The sequence below is a fragment of the Streptomyces sp. NPDC002911 genome, assembly GCF_053591835.1.
Map to the genome: position 1 here is coordinate 111,643 of NZ_JBSFUO010000004.1, position 18,552 is coordinate 130,194.

17 protein-coding genes are annotated in these 18,552 nt (G+C 71.6%); 7 read left to right on the plus strand and 10 right to left on the minus strand.

Annotated features, from left to right (window positions below; genetic code table 11):
• Positions 1 to 26: 26 nt before the first annotated feature.
• A complete protein-coding gene (locus tag ACWD04_RS08320; protein WP_451129410.1) occupies positions 27 to 1,310 on the minus strand; it encodes a geranylgeranyl reductase family protein in 1,284 nt (427 codons plus the stop codon).
• Between the two features lie 96 nt (positions 1,311 to 1,406).
• Between ACWD04_RS08320 and ACWD04_RS08325 the strand changes: the two genes are divergently transcribed.
• Positions 1,407 to 1,925 (plus strand): GNAT family N-acetyltransferase, encoded by a 519-nt coding sequence (locus ACWD04_RS08325; protein ID WP_451129412.1) that lies wholly within the window; start codon positions 1,407 to 1,409, stop codon positions 1,923 to 1,925.
• 15 nt (positions 1,926 to 1,940) lie between these two features.
• On the opposite strand, the gene ACWD04_RS08330 is transcribed toward ACWD04_RS08325, so the two are convergent.
• Entirely contained in the window at positions 1,941 to 2,633 is a 693-nt protein-coding gene (locus ACWD04_RS08330) for a demethylmenaquinone methyltransferase (protein ID WP_451129414.1), read from the minus strand.
• A 42-nt stretch (positions 2,634 to 2,675) separates the two neighbouring features.
• On the opposite strand from ACWD04_RS08330, the gene ACWD04_RS08335 reads away from it, so the two are divergent.
• Together ACWD04_RS08335 and ACWD04_RS08340 are read left to right on the plus strand one after the other, a co-directional pair.
• On the plus strand, positions 2,676 to 2,963 hold the full coding sequence (locus ACWD04_RS08335; RefSeq protein ID WP_451129416.1) for a hypothetical protein: 288 nt from the start codon (positions 2,676 to 2,678) through the stop codon (positions 2,961 to 2,963).
• Between the two features lie 48 nt (positions 2,964 to 3,011).
• Positions 3,012 to 3,929 carry a DUF3152 domain-containing protein gene (locus tag ACWD04_RS08340; RefSeq protein WP_451129418.1) on the plus strand — a complete coding sequence of 306 codons (918 nt, stop codon included), beginning with the start codon at positions 3,012 to 3,014 and terminating at the stop codon, positions 3,927 to 3,929.
• A 38-nt stretch (positions 3,930 to 3,967) separates the two neighbouring features.
• Here the strand turns inward: ACWD04_RS08340 and ACWD04_RS08345 are convergent, their stop codons facing one another.
• From ACWD04_RS08345 to ACWD04_RS08360, 4 genes are all read right to left on the minus strand, one after another.
• Positions 3,968 to 4,612, minus strand: a complete 645-nt coding sequence (locus tag ACWD04_RS08345) for an imidazolonepropionase-like domain-containing protein (protein ID WP_451129420.1) — start codon at positions 4,610 to 4,612, stop codon at positions 3,968 to 3,970.
• A 7-nt stretch (positions 4,613 to 4,619) separates the two neighbouring features.
• Complete coding sequence (gene mqnC / locus ACWD04_RS08350) at positions 4,620 to 5,819, minus strand: cyclic dehypoxanthinyl futalosine synthase (protein WP_451129422.1); 1,200 nt, start codon at positions 5,817 to 5,819, stop codon at positions 4,620 to 4,622.
• Between the two features lie 72 nt (positions 5,820 to 5,891).
• Complete coding sequence (locus ACWD04_RS08355; protein WP_451129424.1) at positions 5,892 to 7,559, minus strand: serine/threonine-protein kinase; 1,668 nt, start codon at positions 7,557 to 7,559, stop codon at positions 5,892 to 5,894.
• A 383-nt stretch (positions 7,560 to 7,942) separates the two neighbouring features.
• Entirely contained in the window at positions 7,943 to 8,821 is an 879-nt protein-coding gene (locus ACWD04_RS08360; RefSeq protein ID WP_451129426.1) for a menaquinone biosynthetic enzyme MqnA/MqnD family protein, read from the minus strand.
• A 284-nt stretch (positions 8,822 to 9,105) separates the two neighbouring features.
• Here ACWD04_RS08360 and ACWD04_RS08365 point away from each other — a divergent pair, with 284 nt between their 5' ends.
• From ACWD04_RS08365 to ACWD04_RS08375, 3 genes are all read left to right on the plus strand, one after another.
• Positions 9,106 to 9,309, plus strand: a complete 204-nt coding sequence (locus ACWD04_RS08365; RefSeq protein ID WP_003967102.1) for a cold-shock protein — start codon at positions 9,106 to 9,108, stop codon at positions 9,307 to 9,309.
• Positions 9,310 to 9,790: 481 nt separating this feature from the next.
• Complete coding sequence (locus tag ACWD04_RS08370) at positions 9,791 to 12,748, plus strand: AfsR/SARP family transcriptional regulator (RefSeq protein WP_451129428.1); 2,958 nt, start codon at positions 9,791 to 9,793, stop codon at positions 12,746 to 12,748.
• Positions 12,749 to 12,950: 202 nt separating this feature from the next.
• On the plus strand, positions 12,951 to 13,097 hold the full coding sequence (locus ACWD04_RS08375; RefSeq protein ID WP_451129430.1) for a hypothetical protein: 147 nt from the start codon (positions 12,951 to 12,953) through the stop codon (positions 13,095 to 13,097).
• Between the two features lie 180 nt (positions 13,098 to 13,277).
• Here the strand turns inward: ACWD04_RS08375 and ACWD04_RS08380 are convergent, their stop codons facing one another.
• Both ACWD04_RS08380 and ACWD04_RS08385 read right to left on the minus strand, forming a co-directional pair.
• Positions 13,278 to 13,406, minus strand: a complete 129-nt coding sequence (locus tag ACWD04_RS08380) for a hypothetical protein (protein ID WP_451129432.1) — start codon at positions 13,404 to 13,406, stop codon at positions 13,278 to 13,280.
• A complete protein-coding gene (locus ACWD04_RS08385; RefSeq protein WP_451129434.1) occupies positions 13,406 to 13,936 on the minus strand; it encodes a hypothetical protein in 531 nt (176 codons plus the stop codon). Before ACWD04_RS08385 ends, ACWD04_RS08380 begins: the two co-directional genes overlap by 1 nt.
• Before the next feature lie 224 nt (positions 13,937 to 14,160).
• Here ACWD04_RS08385 and ACWD04_RS08390 point away from each other — a divergent pair, with 224 nt between their 5' ends.
• Positions 14,161 to 14,838, plus strand: coding sequence for a hypothetical protein (locus ACWD04_RS08390; protein WP_451129436.1), 678 nt, complete (start codon positions 14,161 to 14,163; stop codon positions 14,836 to 14,838).
• Between the two features lie 8 nt (positions 14,839 to 14,846).
• Here the strand turns inward: ACWD04_RS08390 and ACWD04_RS08395 are convergent, their stop codons facing one another.
• Positions 14,847 to 17,237, minus strand: a complete 2,391-nt coding sequence (locus ACWD04_RS08395; RefSeq protein WP_451129438.1) for an outer membrane protein assembly factor BamB family protein — start codon at positions 17,235 to 17,237, stop codon at positions 14,847 to 14,849.
• Between the two features lie 195 nt (positions 17,238 to 17,432).
• Positions 17,433 to 18,245: a VOC family protein gene (locus ACWD04_RS08400; RefSeq protein WP_451129440.1), complete on the minus strand. Its 813-nt coding sequence runs from the start codon at positions 18,243 to 18,245 to the stop codon at positions 17,433 to 17,435.
• Positions 18,246 to 18,552 lie beyond the last annotated feature (307 nt).

The window sequence follows — 18,552 nt, forward strand, 5'->3', positions numbered from 1 at the left end:
CGAAACCTATCGCGGACCCCGTGCGGTCAGGCCTTCGGTGCGACCTTCGAAAGACCGTTGATGATCCGGTCCATGGCGTCGCCGCCCGTCGGGTCGGTGAGGTTCGCGAGCATCTTCAGCGTGAACTTCATCAGGACGGGGTGGGTCAGACCGCGCTGCGTCGCGATCTTCATGACCTTCGGGTTCCCGATCATCTTCACGAAGGCCCGGCCCAGCGTGTAGTAACCGCCGTACGTGTCCTTGAGGATCTTCGGGTAGCGGTGCAGCGCCAGTTCCCGCTGCGCCGGGGTCGCGCGGGCGTGCGCCTGGACGATGACGTCCGCGGCGATCTGGCCCGACTCCATGGCGTACGCGATGCCTTCGCCGTTGAACGGGTTGACGAGCCCTCCCGCGTCACCCACGAGCAGCAGGCCCTTGGTGTAGTGCGGCTGGCGGTTGAAGGCCATCGGGAGCGCCGCGCCGCGGATGGGGGTCGTCATGTTCTCGGGCGTGTAGCCCCAGTCCTCCGGCATGGAGGCGCACCAGGCCTTGAGCACCTCGCGCCAGTCCAGCTCCTTGAAGGCGGACGAGGAGTTGAGGATGCCGAGGCCGACGTTGGACGTGCCGTCGCCCATGCCGAAGATCCAGCCGTAGCCGGGCAGCAGACGGTCCTCGGTGCCGCGGCGGTCCCACAGCTCCAGCCAGGACTCCAGGTAGTCGTCGTCGTGGCGGGGCGAGGTGAAGTACGTACGGACCGCGACGCCCATCGGGCGGTCCTCGCGACGGTGCAGGCCCATGTGGAGGGAGAGCCGGGTGGAGTTGCCGTCGGCGGCGACGACGAGCGGGGCGTGGAAGGTGACCGGGGTCTTCTCCTCGCCGAGCTTGGCGTGGACGCCGGTGATGCGGCCGGTGCGCTCGTCCTTGACCGGCTCGCCGACGTTGCAGCGCTCGTACAGCCGGGCGCCCGCCTTCTGGGCCTGGCGGGCCAGCTGCTCGTCGAAGTCGTCCCGCTTGCGGACCAGACCGTAGTCCGGGTACGAGGCGAGGTCCGGCCAGTCCAGCTGGAGGCGGACACCGCCGCCGATGATGCGCAGGCCCTTGTTCCGCAGCCAGCCGGCCTCTTCGGAGATGTCGATGCCCATGGAGACGAGCTGCTTGGTGGCGCGCGGGGTGAGACCGTCACCGCAGACCTTCTCCCGCGGGAAGGCCGTCTTCTCCAGCAGGAGAACGTCGAGTCCGGCCTTGGCGAGGTGGTACGCGGTCGTGGAGCCGGCTGGGCCCGCTCCGACGACGATCACGTCCGCGCTGTGCTCGGAGAGGGGCTCGGTCACGGTCGGATCTCCCGAAGACTCGAATTCGCGTGCCGCGCGGCACATGTCACGTGCAGTCTATGGGTGCCTGCTGATCACCATCCGAAGGGCTCCCTGATGCCGCACCTGCCTGACCCGAATCCGTCCGTACATCTGCGTGTCCCCACCGACGAGGACGCCCTGGCCTGGTACCGGGTGTTCGACGATCCGGAGGTCATGGAGTTCCACGGCGGCCGCTCGGCGGAGTACTCCGTGTACGAGGAGTTGACCGCCCGCCAGCGCCGACACGACGCGGAGCTCGGCCACTGCCTGTGGACGGTGCTGGACGACGACCGTGAGGTGCTCGGCTTCACGGGCGCCCAGCCGTGGCCCCACGAGTCGTTCGGCCCGGTGGGCGAGGTCGAGATCGGCTGGCGGCTGGGCCGGGCCGCCTGGGGGCACGGTTATGCGACCGCGGCCGCACGGACCACGCTGGAGCGGATACGGGCGCTCGGGGTACGGGAGGTCGTGGCGATGATCAACACACGCAACGAGCGCTCGCTCGCGGTGGCCGGGCGGCTCGGCATGCGCCGGGCCGAGACGTACACGTCGCCGGTGTCGAAGCAGGAGGCGTACTGCTTCAGGCTGGAGCTCTGAGCCCACGGGAAGGGCTCAGTCGCGCACGCCCCGGTGCAGCGCCACCACGCCGCCGGTGAGATTGCGCCAGGCCACGTTCGACCAGCCGGCCTGCTGCAGCAGCTTCGCGAGGCCGGCCTGGTCGGGCCAGGCGCGGATCGACTCCGCGAGGTAGACGTAGGCGTCCGGGTTGGACGACACCGCGCGGGCCACCGGGGGGAGCGCGCGCATCAGGTACTCGGTGTAGACGGTCCGGAAGGGCGTCCACGTCGGCTGGGAGAACTCGCAGATCACCACCCGGCCACCTCGCTTGGTGACCCGGTACAGCTCGCTCAGCGCGGCGCCGGTGTCCTGCATGTTGCGCAGCCCGAAGGAGATCGTGACCGCGTCGAAGGTCTCGTCCTTGAAGGGGAGCTTCGTACCGTCGCCCGCGGTGAACGGCATCCACGGGTGGCGCTCCTTGCCGACCCGGAGCATCCCGATCGAGAAGTCGCAGGGCACCACATAGGCGCCGGCCCGGGCGAACGGCTGCGAGGAGGTCGCCGTCCCGGCCGCCAGGTCGAGGATCTTCTGGGCCGGCCTGGCGTCGACGGCCCGGGCCACCTCCTTGCGCCAGAGCCGCGCCTGTCCGAGCGACAGCACGTCGTTGGTGAGGTCGTAGTTCGCCGCCACGTCGTCGAACATCGAGGCGACTTCGTGCGGCTGCTTGTCCAGGGATGCTCGGGTCACCCTCCCATTCAAGCAGCCCGGCTCCCGATCGCTCGCGGCGGCGTGGAACGGCTTCTGCCCTTCGGGTCGACAGCGCTCGTACACGCGCCCGTACGGGGCCGGGGCTCCGCCGTCGGCTCCCCGGACACGACGTCCGCCTCGATCGCCATCGATTCCGGGAACAGCAGCGCCCTGATCGACGTCTCACCCGGCGAGGGGAGGGGTTTCCGCGCGCCGGTGACCACCCAGCAACTCCTGGACGGCGTACGGCAGAGCGGACTGCTGGACGTCGTGCGGTACGCGGACGAGCACCCGGTGCCCGAGAAGCAGATAAGCGTGCGGGGCGGATGAACCATCTCCCTGCGCGGCTACACCGAGACCACGGATGATCACCAGAACATGCACAGTGACGACGCACAGCGAATACGGAACGCCGCCGGCACCCGCCGGACGGCCGTGAGGCCCGCTCCGGGGGCCCGGCCCTCACGCGCACAGTCCCGGAAGCGCTCCATGGCCCGCCGAAGACGGATGCGGCGCAGACGCGCCGGGTTCACCGGCGCGGTGATCGCGGTGGCGGCCGCCGCGGCGTTCCTCTACGTCGATGCTCCGTGGCAGGACGACGGCCCCGCGGCCGGCCGGGATACGGCCCCGGCCTCCCCGAAGGCCGCGGTCCCGCCGAAGGCGTCGGTGAGCCCTGAGCCGTCGAAGTCCCCCGTGAGCTCACCGAGCGCCGAGGAGCCCGTCGATCCGGACTCCGTGCCGGAGTCGGGGCCCGGCACCTTCACCGTGGCCCGGGAGGGCGCCTCGTCCGAGGGCGGTGGCAGCCGCTACCGCGTCGAGGTGGAGGACGGCATCGGCGTGGACCCGGACAGCGCCGCCGAGGACATCGCGGAGATCCTCGCCGACCCCCGGGGCTGGAGCAAGAACGGGGCCCATACGTTCCGTCAGGTCGAGGACGGGTCGGCCGGGCTGGTGATCCGGATAGGGACACCGAAGACCACCGACCGGCTGTGCGGGCAGTACGGCCTGGACACCGGGGGCGAGGTGAACTGCCGCGGCGGGGAGAACGTCATGGTCAATCTGGCCCGGTGGCAGCTCGGGTCACCGACCTTCGACGGTCCGGCGGCCGCGTACCGGGCCCTGATCATCAATCACGAGGTGGGCCACTGGCTCGGCCACGGTCACGAGACCTGCCCCGGCCCCGGTGAGCCGGCGCCCGCCATGATGCAGCAGATCAAGGGGCTGAAGGGCTGCGTGTCCAACGCCTGGCCGTACGACGGGAACGGCCGCTATCTGGGCGGCCCCTCCGTGCCGTAGACCGTGCCCGCCCCGGTGGGTCCGCTCGCGCCGCCGCCTCATCGCCGACGGTGGACCAGCCGCCCGCCGAGCACTGTGGCGACGCAGGATCCGGCGCCCGCCGCGACCAGCGCCGCCTCGTCCGGTACGTCGAAGACGGCGAGATCCGCGCGGCCTCCGACGGCCAGCGGGCCATGCGCGGATCCCGCCAGGTCGCGCCCCCGGGCGAAGGGGTCCAGGCTCGGTTCGGCGGCCCCGGTCCGGGCCGGCGGGACCACCGTCAGGCCGGCGCGGCCCACAGCGGTGCGTACGGCGGGCTCGGCGAACCCGCCCGCGACATGGGTGGTCCCGTGGCGCAGCATGCGCTGCAGCCCGCGGCGTACGCTGCCGGCCCGGCGGGGCTCGTCCATCCATCCGGCCAGCCGCTCGAAATCGGCCCCGGTCAGCGGCTGTTCGCCGAGCTCGTCCGCCTCACGCGGGTCGGGGTGGTAGAGACGGGTCAGCAGGGCGACGCCGTCCCACTGGCGAAGGCCGGGGGTGAGGACGCCCGGCCATTGCCGGACCCGGGCCGTCGGGTGCGCGGACGTCACCGCGTCGTACGGTCCGAGGGCCACGATCCGGTCGCCGTCCACCGCGACCGCTCCCCCGTCGATGCCTGCCGCGCCGACCGGGAGGACCAGCGGCGCGGCGTGAACAGTCAGCACGGGTGGCTCAGTTGGCGTCGAGGAGCTTCAGCTCCGGGTGCGCCGTGCCGCCGGCGATCGCCGTCGAGGAGATGTGCGAGACGACGCGCTCGTCGACCGGGTCGTTCGCCGGGTCGTCGTGGACGACCAGGTGCTCATAGGTCGTGGCGCGCTGGGCCGGGACGCGGCCGGCCTTGCGGATCAGGTCGATGATCTCGAGCCGGTTCGAACGGTGCTTGGCGCCGGCCGAGGACACGACGTTCTCCTCCAGCATGATCGAGCCGAGGTCGTCCGCACCGTAGTGCAGGGACAGCTGGCCGACCTCCTTGCCGGTGGTCAGCCAGGAGCCCTGGATGTGGGCGACGTTGTCGAGGAAGAGCCGGGCGATGGCGATCATCCGCAGGTACTCGAAGAGCGTGGCCTGCGTCTGCCCCTTCAGCTTGTTGTTCTCCGGCTGGTAGGTGTACGGGATGAAGGCGCGGAAGCCGCCCGTCCGGTCCTGTACGTCGCGGATCATCCGCAGGTGCTCGATGCGCTCGGCGTTGGTCTCGCCGGTGCCCATCAGCATGGTGGAGGTGGACTCGACACCGAGGCCGTGCGCGATCTCCATGATCTCCAGCCAGCGCTCGCCGGACTCCTTGAGCGGGGCGATCGCCGTACGCGGCCGGGCGGGCAGCAGTTCGGCACCGGCACCGGCGAAGGAGTCGAGTCCGGCGGCGTGGATCCGCTCGACGGCCTCCTTGGCGGAGACACCCGAGATGCGGGCCATGTGCTCGATCTCGGAGGCGCCGAGGGAGTGGATGACCAGCTGCGGGAACGCCTTCTTGATGGCGGAGAAGTGCTCCTCGTAGTACTCGACACCGTAGTCCGGGTGGTGGCCGCCCTGGAACATGATCTGGGTGCCGCCCAGCTCGACGGTCTCCGCGCAGCGGCGCAGGATGTCCTCGAGGTCGCGGGACCAGCCCTTGGCCGTGTCCTTGGGGGGCGCGTAGAAGGCACAGAACTTACAGGCCGTGACGCAGACATTGGTGTAGTTGATGTTGCGCTCGATGATGTACGTCGCGATGTGCTCCGTACCGGCGTAGCGGCGGCGGCGCACGGAGTCAGCCGCGGTCCCCAGAGCGTGCAGCGGAGCCGACCTGTACAGGTCGAGCGCCTCCTCAGGAGTGATCCGCCCGCCTTCGGCGGCGCGGTCGAGGATGGGCTGGAGGTCGGCCTTCTCGGTCACCGGGCTGTCACCTTTCGGCGGTTTTTCAACGGATCTACGGACCGATTCAGCCTACGCCAGCCTCTGCCGGGCTCAGCCGCCGGACCGGGTGAGTGTGCCCTTCGGCATGCCTGCGGCCTCCTCGCGTGACTCGTAGCGCAGGGTGCCGTCCGAGCCGAGGGTGAAGACCAGGTCGGCCTCGCCGCCGGTGCACATCGCGCCGGTGCGGGCGCCCGGGTCGGCGCGTTCCCGGATCTTCAGCTCGGTGGCCGTGCCGGAGACGAGCGTGCCGACGCCCTTGCAGACGACGGTCGTTCCGAGCGCGTCGAACCGGTACGACAGCCGGACCACCTCCTCGCTCTTCTTCCCCTCGACGAAGACGGCGGTGACCGTGCCGTGCGGCGCGCCACTGCGTTCCGTCGTGGGGCCCTTCCACGTTCCGGTGAACGTCTCCGGCAGCGCGCTCACCTGTGCTGATCCTGTCGGGGACGGCTGCCCGGAGTCCGAGGGGCTCTCCGGCCGGCCGGCCGCCGGGGGCTGTGCGGCGTCGTTGCCCTGGTCTCTCTCGCCGACGCCGGTGAACAGGTCCCCCAGCGTCGCGGCACCGACGGTCACCACGGCGAGCGCGCCTGCGACGGCCAGCGCGACGGTGCAGCTGACCCGCCGCCCCCGGCGCGCGCCGGGCTGCGGGCCGGTGTCCATGCTGACGGCGATTCGGGCGCCGGGCCCCCGCTCCCCCGAGGTGCCGGCGGTGGCCGGCGGCTCGGCCGGCGGGGGCGGCAGCAGTGGGCCGAAGGTGCCGAGGGCCGCGCTCCCCAGGGACGCGTTGCTGAACGGCACGGGCCCGGACCGCACGGGCGCGTCCTGCGGTTCCAGGTCCAGCAGGGCCACCGCCGACCTGCTGACCTCACGCTCCAGCGGGCCCGGCAGCCAGCCCGGCGCCACCAGCGCCGCGGCCCCACCGGGCGCGAGCCGCCGGGCGAGCGCGGCGGGGGCGGGCCGGTCGGCAGGTTCCTTGGCGAGGCACCGGGCCACCAGCTCCCGCAGTTCGCCCTCCAGGTCCCCGAGTTCGGGTTCCTCGTGCACCACCTTGTAGAGGAGGACGGCGGAGGAGTCGCCGAGGAAGGGCGCGGTGCCGGTCGCCGCGTAGGCGAGGACGGCGCCGAGCGAGAAGACGTCGGCCGCACCGGAGATGTCCTGGCCGCGGATCTGTTCCGGCGCCATGTACCCGGGCGAGCCGACGGAGACGCCGGTCGAGGTGAGGGACACCGTGGCGCCGAGAGCCCGGGCGATGCCGAAGTCGATCAGCCGGGGGCCGTCGAGGGCGAGCAGGACGTTGGACGGCTTCACGTCCCGGTGGATGAGGCCGTGCGCGTGTACGGCGTCGAGCGCCTCGCCGAGCCCGGCCCCCAGGGTCCGTACGGCGTACTCGGGCAGCGGGCCGTGGCGGGTGACCGCGTCGGAGAGGGGCGGACCGGCCACGTAGCCGGTCGCCACCCAGGGCACGGCCGCGTCGGGGTCGGCGTCCAGGACCGGGGCCGTCCACTGCGCGCCGAGGCGCCGCCCGGCCTCCACCTCGCGCCGGAATCTCGCGCGGAACTGCTCGTCGAGCGCGAAGTGGGGGTGCACGACCTTGACCGCGACGGTCCGTCCGCCGGCGCTGCGGCCGAGATAGACCCGGCCCATCCCGCCGGCACCGAGCCTGCCGAGCAGCCGGTAGGCGCCGATGGTGTGCGGTTCGCCGGCTTCCAGCGGCTGCATACGGTCTCCCCCTGTGATCCCCGGGACTCGCACGGCAGCCTAGGGCGCCCGGGTCACACGGTCACGGAAACCCCTTCCGCCGATTTCGCCCCTATGGGCACGAAGCAGGGTTTTCGCCACACGGAAAGGCGTGAATACGTCGTTCATCCGCGCCGATCGGGCTGCACCGGAGGGAAACCGGAAGGCGTTCGGGGAGACATCTGCTATTCGCCCGTGCGGCCCCACAGGAGAGACCCGCGACGGAACTCCGGACATTCACGTCCATTCACGGGAACGGAATGCCGCAGCCACGCGTCAGACGTAAAGGGCGGGCCGGGGCGGGAAGGCCGGGGAAGGTACGGGATTCATCTTCTATCCCGCGCCATTCCCGTGTGCCCGAGGTGTCAGCCGCCGAGCAGTTCGACCTTCACGTCCGCCGGGAAGCCGGTCGTCGGGCCGGTCCGCCGGGCGAACTCGCGCACGCCGGCCAGCTGGTCCGGGCCGAAGCGGAAGTCCAGGGTGGTGAAATAGCGCTCCAGCACCTCTGCGTCGAAGGACTCCCAACGCGCCGCCTGCTCGGCGACCTTGGTGACCTCCTCCAGCGAGAGGTCCCGGGAGGCGAGGAACGCCTCGTGCACCTTCTCCACGTAGTCGGGATGCGAGGCCAGATAGTCCTTGCGTGCCGCCCAGACCGCGAAGACGAACGGCAGCCCCGTCCATTCCTTCCACATCTCGCCCAGGTCGTGGACCTGCAGTCCGAGCCTGGGGGCGTCGTGCAGATTCGCGCGCAGCGCGGCGTCGCCGATGAGCACGGCCGCGTCGGCCTCCTGCATCATCAGGCCGAGGTCCGGCGGACAGGTGTAGTAGTCGGGTGCGACTCCGTACCGCTCGGAGAGCAGCAGCTGGGCCAGCCGTACGGAGGTGCGCGAGGTCGAGCCGAGGGCCACCCGGGCACCGTCCAGCTGCTCCAGGGGCAGCTGGGACACGATCACGCACGACATGACGGGGCCGTCGCAGCCGACGGCGATGTCGGGGAGGGCGACCAGTTCGTCGGCGTTGCGCAGGAACTCGACCAGGGTGACGGGACCGATGTCCAGATCCCCCCTGACCAGCTGCTCACTGAGCCTTTCCGGGGTGTCCTTCGAGAGCTCCAGGTCGAGCAGGGCCCCGGTCCGTGCCAGACCCCAGTAGAGGGGGAGGCAGTTCAGGAACTGGATGTGGCCGACGCGCGGCCTACTGCGACGGTCGTCGCCTTCTACGGGAGAGACGGTTGAATTGTCCACATCGTGAGGCTAGACCCGCCCCTGCCGGCCTGCGTCAGCGGGGCGTCCGGACTGCTCTGCGGGGCCTTCTCCGTCACCTCTCCGACGACCCGATCAAACATCCGGGTGAAGTGATCTTTCCCTCTACCGCTCTCCACAGACTGCGTGCTAGGCTCGCCGCAAGTTGCAGTTTGGTTTCCCTTGCAGTACAGAGCCTGCGGAGCATGTAACCCGCAGGCTTTTGTAGTTTTCAGACTTGTTTGCAGGTTCTGGAGCAGGGCAACCCTTTGGCCCAAGGAGGGCTTATGGCTACCGGAACCGTCAAGTGGTTCAACGCTGAAAAGGGCTTCGGCTTCATCGCCCAGGACGGCGGCGGCCCGGATGTCTTCGTCCACTACTCCGCGATCAACGCGTCCGGGTTCCGCTCCCTCGAGGAGAACCAGGTCGTGAACTTCGACGTCACTCAGGGACCCAAGGGTCCGCAGGCTGAGAACGTCACCCCGGCCTAGTTGCCCGGGTCGGCCGATCGCGGCCGAGTGAGCAGTACCCAAGGAGCCCCGCTCCCCCGCTTCTGCGGAGGAGCGGGGCTCCTGCCTTTTCGGCAGCGGTTCGGTACAGGGGCCCTGCGGGCCGGCGGCGACCATGGCCCACCGGGGCTCCGTGAACCATGTGCCGGCGACGGAGCACATCCTCGCCCGCCGGATCGACGACCACGGGCTACGACCCACCCATCACGCCCGGGAGGTCCCTCCGGAGCGCCCGGAGAATCACGGCAAATAGGTCACAGGGCTTCAGCTGCCCCTCGACGGGTGACCTGACGTCACCCTCCGCACAGGCCCATGCCCCGGAATCATGTCGAAGGCCTGTGCAGAGCCTCACTCGATGCTGACGAGCCCGCCGATAACAAGGCAGACTGTTGACCGCGATACCAACGGTACGTCGCAGAGCGGGATCAGCAGCACCAGCGGGGCAAGCAGGACAGGGGGCATCATGGACCGCGACAACGGGCCCGGTGTGCGCGTTCCGGAGCAACGCGCTCCACTGGAACGGGCGCCCGGCGCCGAACTGCGCTTCACCGTGCTCGGCCCCGTACGCGCCTGGCGGGGCGGCGAAGCCCTGCCGTCAGGGTCCCCACAGCAACGCGCCCTCCTGGCCGCGCTGCTCCTGCGCGAGGGCCGCACGGCCACGGCCGCCGAACTCATCGACGCCCTCTGGGGCGACGACCCCCCGTCCCAGGCACTGGCGACAGTACGGACGTACGCGTCCCGGCTCCGCAAGATTCTCGGCCAGGACACCCTGGTCAGCGAGGCCGGAGGCTACGCCGTCCGGATCCCGCGCGCGAACCTCGACCTGACGCTGGCTCAGGACCTGGCCTTGGAGGCGGAGAAGGCCCGCTGGACCGGGAACCGTCACCAGGCCCGCGCCCTGATCAACAAGCTGCTCGGCCTGTGGGACGGCGAGGCGCTCGCCTCCCTCCCCGGCCCGTACGCGGAGAACCGGCGCACCAGCCTGGAGGAGTGGCGTCTCCAGCTCAGCGAGACCCGCCTGGACCTGGATCTGGAGCTCGGCTGCCACGCCGAGGCGGTCTCCGAACTCACCGCCCTCACCGCGGCGCACCCCCTGCGCGAACGGCTGCGCGAGCTGCTGATGGTCGCCCTGTACCGCAGCGGCCGCCAGGCCGAGGCCCTCGCGGTGTACGCCGACACCCGTCGCCTGCTCGCGGAGGAACTGGGCGTCGACCCGCGCCCCGAGCTCGCCCAGCTCCAGCAGCGGATACTCCGGGCCGACGAGGAACTGTCCCGCCCGGCCGACGGGTCGGCCCCGGCCTCCGCGACGGTCCTTCCGGCCCAGCTCCCGGCCACCGTCCCGGACTTCACGGGCCGCGCCGCGTTCGTACGCGAGCTCAGCGACCGGCTCGTGTCCGCCGAGGGCTCCGTGATGGCGGTCTCCGCGCTCGCCGGCATCGGCGGCGTCGGCAAGACGACCCTCGCCGTGCACGTCGCCCACCAGGCGCGCCCGCACTTCCCGGACGGTCAGCTGTACGTCGACCTCCAGGGCGCGGGCGCCAGGGTCGCCGAACCCGAGACCGTCCTCGGCGCGTTCCTGCGCGCCCTGGGCACCGCCGACTCCGCGATCCCGGGCTCCCTGGACGAGCGGGCCGCGCTCTACCGCTCCGCCCTCGACGGCCGCCGCGTCCTGATCCTGCTCGACAACGCCCATGACGCGGCCCAGATCCGGCCCCTGCTCCCCGGTACGGCGGGCTGCGCGGTGCTGGTCACCAGCCGCGTCCGCATGGTCGACCTGTCCGGGGCGCACCTCGTGGACCTGGACGTGATGTCCCCCGATGAGGCCCTGCAGCTCTTCACCCGCATCGTCGGCGACGAACGCGTCCGCGCGGAGCGCGAGGCAGCCCTGGACGTGGTGGCCGCGTGCGGCTTCCTCCCGCTGGCCATCCGCATCGCCGCTTCCCGGCTGGCCGCCCGCCGCACCTGGACGGTCTCGGTTCTGGCCGCGAAGCTGGCCGACGAACGCCGCCGCCTCGACGAACTCCAGGCCGGCGACCTCGCCGTGAAGGCCACCTTCGAGCTCGGCTACGGCCAGCTGGAACCGGCCCAGGCCCGCGCCTTCCGCCTCCTGGGCCTGGCGGACGGACCGGACATATCCCTCGCCGCGGCAGCCGCCCTCCTGAACCTGGACCACCACACCACGGAGGACCTCCTGGAGATCCTGGTCGACACCAGCCTCCTGGAATCCGCGGCTCCGGGCCGTTACCGCTACCACGACCTGGTGCGCCTCTACGCGCGTGCATGCGCCGAACGTGACGAACAGCCGTCGGCGGAAAGGGAACTGGCGCTGTCGCGGCTGCTGGACTTCTACCTGGCGACGGCGGCGGGGGTGTACGCGCTGGAGCGGCCGGGAGACCGGCTGGTGGACCACCTCCAACCGACGGAGCACCCTGGCCTGTCGTTCGAGGACCGGCACTCCGCCCTGGACTGGCTGTATGCCGAGGCGACCAACTTGCTGGCCTGCGTGCGTCAGTCGGTGCGCCCCGCCACCCTGGCCCGCGCTGTCGACCTTCTCTACGCCGCCCTCGACCTGGGCGAGTCGGGTGCCAACTCGAAACAGTACGAGGCAGTGGCGGTGACCGTCAGAGAGGCCTCCAGGGCATGCGGTGACCCACGGGCCGAGGGGCGTGCCGTCATGTCACTGGCCAACGTGCACCAGCTGGCCGGACGGTTCGACCACGCGGATCGTGAGGCGCAGGAAGCCTTGCGACTCGCCGGCACCGTCGATGACCGGCTCCCCGCGTGCTGGGCGTCCAACGCCCGGGGCATCATCGCGCTGTACCAGAACCGTCACGCGGACGGTGAGATGTTCCTGAACCAGGCGATCGAGGCATTCCGGAGCGACGACAACCGCCCCGGCGAAGCCAGCGCCTTGTGCAATCTGTCGCGCATCCACCTCGCGACGGGGCGGACGAACAGCGCCATCACCCTGGCGACGGCGGGTATAGAGATCTACGACTCCCTCGGCCACGCGTTGCGCGGCGCCAACGGCCGGTACGCCCTCGGCATGGCGCTCACCCAGAGTGGGAAGCCGGAAGCGGCCGCGGATCAGCTGAACGAGGCCCTCGCGATCTTCCGCGACAGCAGGCAGCGGCTGTGGGAGGGCATGGCGCTGTTCCGCCTCGCCGAGGTCGACCTCGGCTCGGGCCGTCCTGCCCAGGCCGCCCAGTTCGCCGAGCTGGCACTCACGGTCCTCCGAGGCATCGGTGGCGACTGGCGCCGGGGCAATGTGCTGACCGTCCTGGGCCGGGCGCTTTCCGGAATCGGGCAGACCGGCCGCGCCCAGGTCTGCTGGGCGGAGGCACTCGCTCTCTACGAGGAACTCGCCTCCCCGGAAGCGGAAGCGGTCCGGTCCTTGCTGTCACCTGCGGCAGCCGTCTGAGAACGGGGCGTTCATCGTTCGTTTATCGCCCCCCTGCATGCTCATGCCTGTCGATCCGTCGCGTCGGGGGGCAGGCGGGGCGACAGTGGCCGTACCACTAGGGTGAGCGGCCCCGCGAGGCCCGTCCGGCAGTCCACGGGGGAACAGCCGGACGGGCCTCGCGGACCCATCACGCAGCGACGCAGAGAGGGAGTTGACCATCGTGGCCGACGCCAGCAAGCAGGACCCGATCTTCAAGCCGGCCGACCAGCACGCCACTGGTGAGCCGGAGACTCCGATCACCACGCAGGACCAGCACGCGACGGGCGACCAGCACGCCACGTCCGAGCCGCTGAAGCCGGCCAAGTAGACCTTCACTCTGCGGGGACGGGGGGAGTGGCCGCGGCGGCGCGGAGGGGGAGCCGTCGCGGCCGCTGCATGTCCGCGTCCTGGGCAACGGTTCAGGCGTCACACAGCCGTCGTCGCCTTCGCGAGCCCCGCACTCGCGGCCCTCGAACCCCTGGTTCGACGGCGCAGCTTCCGCCGGCGCTCACCCGGCTTCTGCCGACGGCCCGTCCTTCTCCTGCATCCACGCCAGGGGCTCGCCCAGCCGGCCCTGCTCACGCCGACGCTGCGGGGCGTGCGTGGCGTAGGCGCCGGCCGTGCCGGCCGGGGTCATCAGCGCATGTCCGCCGTCACCAGGCAGCGCTTCACCCGGGAGACCGAGCGCGGGCTGTCCATCCGCACCGTCAGGGTCCTGGTCTCGCCGTACTCGAGGTCGACCGTGGCCTCGCCCGTGTCCACGGCGCGGCCCTGGGCGTCCATGAACGTCACGTCCACCTCGTACGTGTGCGTCAGGGGAGCCGTCGAGCGGATCTCGATCGTCGAGGACGTCACCGCCTTGCGCTTGCCTTTCTTGGGCTGGGCGCACCGGATGACGCGGATGTCGGGGGCGTCCGAGGCCGTGGGCGTCGGCGTCGCATACGTGGAGCCGCCGGCGGACGAGTCCGACGTGTCGCCGTGGTCATCGTCGTCGTAGTCGCGGTAGCCGCCGTTGCTCTTCTCGGAGTTGGAGCATCCCCCGCCGCCGGACCCACTGCTGCTGCGGCTCTTCCCGCTCTTGCCGCCATGGCTGGACGTCGAGAATCCGGTGAGCGCGAGCACCACCACGACCAGTACCGCCGCGAACCTCATCTGTCGCCGCACCATCGATGCAGCCCCCCTTGTCGTAATCGGGCCAGGCCGGCCCCGCACGGCCCGCACGGCCGCGCGACACCGTAACGCACAGCATGACGGGCCCTTGCCCGTAGGCCCGTCATGACCCTGTCACAGTCTGGTCATGGTCTCCGAATGGCAGGGAAGATCGGCCGGGCGTAGCGTCGGGCGCGGGGAGCGGTGCGCACAGCGGCGCGCCATGGCCCAGGAGGCTGTCGATGATCCGCAATGTCCTCGGCTCCGTCGTCGCACTCGCAGGAGCGGCGGCGGCCGTGCAGAGCCCCTTCCACAGCTGGTTCGACGACCGCCTCGGGCGGGACTACCGCATCCAGGACCTGTTCAACGGCATCAGCGGTGCCTCGTCGTCCGTGATGGGGTCGATCCTGCTGCCGTTCATGTTCGCCGCGCTGGTGACCCTCGTGGGCATCGTGGTCCGCTCGCGCTGGGTGGTGGCCGTCGCCGGTCTGATCGTGCTCGGCTTCACCGTGTTGTGGATGGTCCGGCAAGGGCAGGACGCCGGGAGCCTCACAGTCGACGGTGACGGGGGCGGGCTCCGGTGGGGCGTGGCGCAGGCGCTGGGGGGCGGGGTCCTGCTCCTCCTGGGCGCGCTGCTGATGTCGGGGCGGCGCAGCGCACGGGCGCGGCGTACCGCCGAGCCGTACCCCGTGCCGCCGGACGACCGCCCGGACACCTGGCCGCCGACGCAGGAGCCGGGTCCTGCCGCGCAGACCTCCCCCTGGCCGGAACCCGAGGCGGATCCGTACACCGGGCCCGGCCGGCACCGGGCAGCCCCCCGCGACGAGGACACCGCCCAGTACCCCGTCCAGGACCAGGACGCCCGTCCCCCGCGGGAGGAGCAGCAGGACCGGGACCGGTATCACCCGCCCCACCCGTGAGGCGGGCGTCAGGCCCGGGCCCTGTTCCCCGTGCCCGTGCCCTTCAGTGCGTCCAGGGCGTACACGCAGCGGTCCTTGCTGCACGCGTAGACGACGCCCGCCTGCACCACCGGGGAGCCGGTGATCTCGCCACCCGTGGCCAGCTTCCAGCGGAGCTGGCCGCCCGCAGCGTCCAGGGTGTAGAGCACGTGGTCCGCCGAACCGAAGTGGACCCGGCCGTCCGCGACCACCGGTGCGCCGACCACCTCGCCGCCCGCCGCGAAACGCCACTTCGGGGTGCCGGTCACCGAGTCCAGGGTGTACAGCGCGCTGCCGCTGCCGACGTGCACGTTGCCCGCCGCCACCAGCACCGGCTCGATGGACTGCCGGGCCTCCGTCGCGATCCTCCAGCGGTCCTTGCCCGTCGAGGCGTCCAGGGCGTACACGGTGCCGAGGTAGTCCGCGAGGTACACCCCGCCGCCCGTGACCGCCGGTCCCGGCGCGAAGGCGGGCGGGGAGAGGAAGACGGCCGGTGACTCGAAGTGCCAGCGCACCCGGCCGGAGACCGTGTCCACGGCCAGCACCCGGGTCCCCGCCGCGACGTACACGAAGCCGTCGGACGCGGGGGTCACCCGGACCGGCACCCCGCCGCAGGAGGCGGCGTCGCCGATGGGGTACGACCAGCGTTCCGTGCCGGTGCGCGCGTCGACGGCACGCAGCCGGGCGTCCTGCCACAGATACACCGTCCCGTCGTGGATGACGGGGCCGGCCTCGGGCGTCTCGAAGTCCGTCTGGACACCGCCGGTCTCCCACAGCTTCTCGCCGCTGGACGCCTCCCACGCCTGTACGCCGCCGCCTCGCGTCCCGGTCAGGACGGTGCCCCGTTCGGCCTTGAGGGAGTACACCCAGGATTCGGTCTGGAGCCGCCACTGTTCGGCACCGGTCGCCGCGTCCAACGCGTACAGGGACGGCCCGTCCGAGGCGTGGATGCGGCCTCCGTCGACGGCCATCGACCAGGCCACGTCGCGGGTCTTGAACTGGCGGCGCCCGTTACCCACGTCCAAGGCGTGGACCTCGAAGGACGTCACGTACAGCAGATCGCCCACCACGACGGGCGTGCCCCACACGTCGTTCGACATACGGAACCGCCACGGCCGCCAGCGGTCCGGCGCGGCGGGCGCCGCGTCCGGGGCCTGCGTGGGGGCCGGCACCGGAGCGGTCGGCACGGCAGAGGTGTGTCCGCCGGGCGCGCGCACCCAGCCGGTCGCCGGGTCGGCGTGCGCTGCGGCGGGGCCCCGTACGTCCACGGGGCGTGGCCCGGGGCCGATCGGCACCTGGGTGCCGGGCAGCCGCACGGGGCCGCCGTCGGGGGCGGGTGCCGACACCGGCGCGGGGGCCGGCGCGGTCCTCAGATCGCCGCCGCTGCGCCAGGCCCGGGCCCAGTCGGTCCCGGGCGGGGGCTGCTGCGGGGGCTGCTGCGGGGGCGGCGGTACGACCACGGGCGCGGGCGCGACGGCGACGGTACGGCCACCGCCGCGGCGGTGCTCGATCATCGCGGTCGCCACCGTCGGCAGCCAGGCCGACGCCGTGCCGCTGTCGTCACCGCCGGAGGCGAACAGGTGCGGGGCCAGCTGGGACTGGAGATCCGCCGGGCTGGGACGCCGGGTCGGGTCCATCTGCATGCAGGACTCGATGAGCGGCCGCAGATCGTCGGGCAGCCCTTCGGTGTCGGGGCCCTCCCGCAGCAGCATGAACACGGTCTCGACCGGATTCGCCCCGTGGAAGGGCGCGTGGCCCGTCGCCGCGAAGACGAGGGTCGAGCCGAGCGAGAACACATCGCTGGCGCCGGTGACGCTGCGCGAGTCGCGGGCCTGCTCCGGCGACATGTACGCGGGCGTGCCCACCGCCACGTTCGTCATCGTCAGCCGGGTGTTGGAGACGCCCGACGCGATACCGAAGTCGATCACCCGCGGCCCGTCCTCGACCACGAGGACGTTGGACGGCTTCATGTCACGGTGGACGAGGCCGGCCCCGTGGATCGACTGCAGGGCCTCGGCGATCCCCGCGGCCAGCCAGCGCACGGCCTGCGTCGGCATCGGCCCGCACTCACTCACTATCTCCTCGAGCGAGGGGGCGGGAACATAGGCGGTGGCCAGCCAGGGCACAGCCGCCCTCGGATCGGCGTCGACCACCGCCGCGGTGTAGAAACCACTGACCGCGCGGGCGGCCTCCACCTCACGCGTGAAGCGGACCCGGAACAGCTGGTCCTCGGCCAGTTCCGTACGGACCGTCTTGATCGCCACCCGTCGGCCCGATGCCGATCTCGCCAGATAGACCAGTCCCATGCCGCCGGCCCCGAGCCGTCCCAGCACCTCGAACGGGCCGATCCGCCTCGGGTCATGCTGCGTCAGCTGCTCCACTTGCCTGCCACCTCCCCGTACGGACCTCAGGAACAGAAGCCCGCGAAATCCCGCCCTGTGCAGCGTCTCACCACTGGGCACCACTTGGCGGTGCGCACCCTGATTCTTCCTGTCCGGGGGCCTGGTTGCGAACCCGGGGGCGGATCGGGGTGTTGTGTGTCACTCCATCCCTTTCAGGACGCCCCGGGACGACGGCTACGGCAGCCGCCCGGCCGGCTGGAGCACGGCGAAAGCCGCGCCCTGGTCGTCCTGGAGGACCGCCATCCGCCCGTACGGGATGTCCAGGGGCGGGGCCGTGATCCGGCCACCGAGGCGTGCGGCGGTCCCGGCGGCGCGGTCGCAGTCGGCGACGGCGAAGTAGCTGAGGAAGTAGCTGGGCAGCATCGCGGGAAAGGCGTCCGTGATGACCGCCCTCCCGCCGACCGCCGTGTCCTCGCCCGGTTCGGTCCCGGCGGGGGACCAGGTCCGGAACGGCACGGCGGTCCCGTCGTCGCGCGGAGCGCCCGGCAGTGCTTGCACTTCGACGTCCATCCCCTGGAAGCCGAAGACCTCCTCGTAGAAGGCGTCCACCCGCTCCGGCTGCCGGGTGTGGACCTCGGTCCAGCAGAAGGCTCCCGGCGCGTTCTGCTTCTCGAAGCCCGCGCGTTCACCCGCCTGCCAGAGGCCGAAGACCGCGCCGCCGGGGTCGGCGGCCTGGGCGAGGACCCCGGCGGCGCCGGCCCGCACCGGATCGGTGATCACCTGGCCGCCCGCCTTGCGGACCAGGGCGACGGAGGCGCGGATGTCGTCGGTGGAGAAGTAGACCCCCCAGGTCGTGGGCATACGGCCGTCCTGTTTCGCGGCGAGGGCGGCGACGAGTGCGCCTTCGCTGTACGCGTCGGCGAAGGGCATGCCGTCACCCGCGCGGAAGGTCCAGCCGAAGAGCCCGCCGTAGAAGCGCTTGCCGGCATCCAGATCGGAGAGCCGCACATCGACCCAGCACGGCGCGGACTGCGCGAATACGGCCATGGCCCGGGTCCTTCCGTCGCTGCGAGGTCGCGATGGCGTTTCGACAGCCCTGCGGCGGTGGCGCTGTGGATGACTGCGGATCCCAGCGCCGGGGCAGCCGTGACGCCCGTCACACTCAACGTAACGTCGGGTGCCTCCCGGCGCGCCCCGAGGGGCCGAATGAAACCTTTGCCCGAATCGTGAATCCCTCGCGACCCGGGTGGACGCGGGTTGTCCACCGAAGTTATCCACAGGCTGTTGATAACAACTTCACCCCGGAGCGCACCCGGCACGGACAGAAGAGCAATTTCCCCCTACACTCACGCCC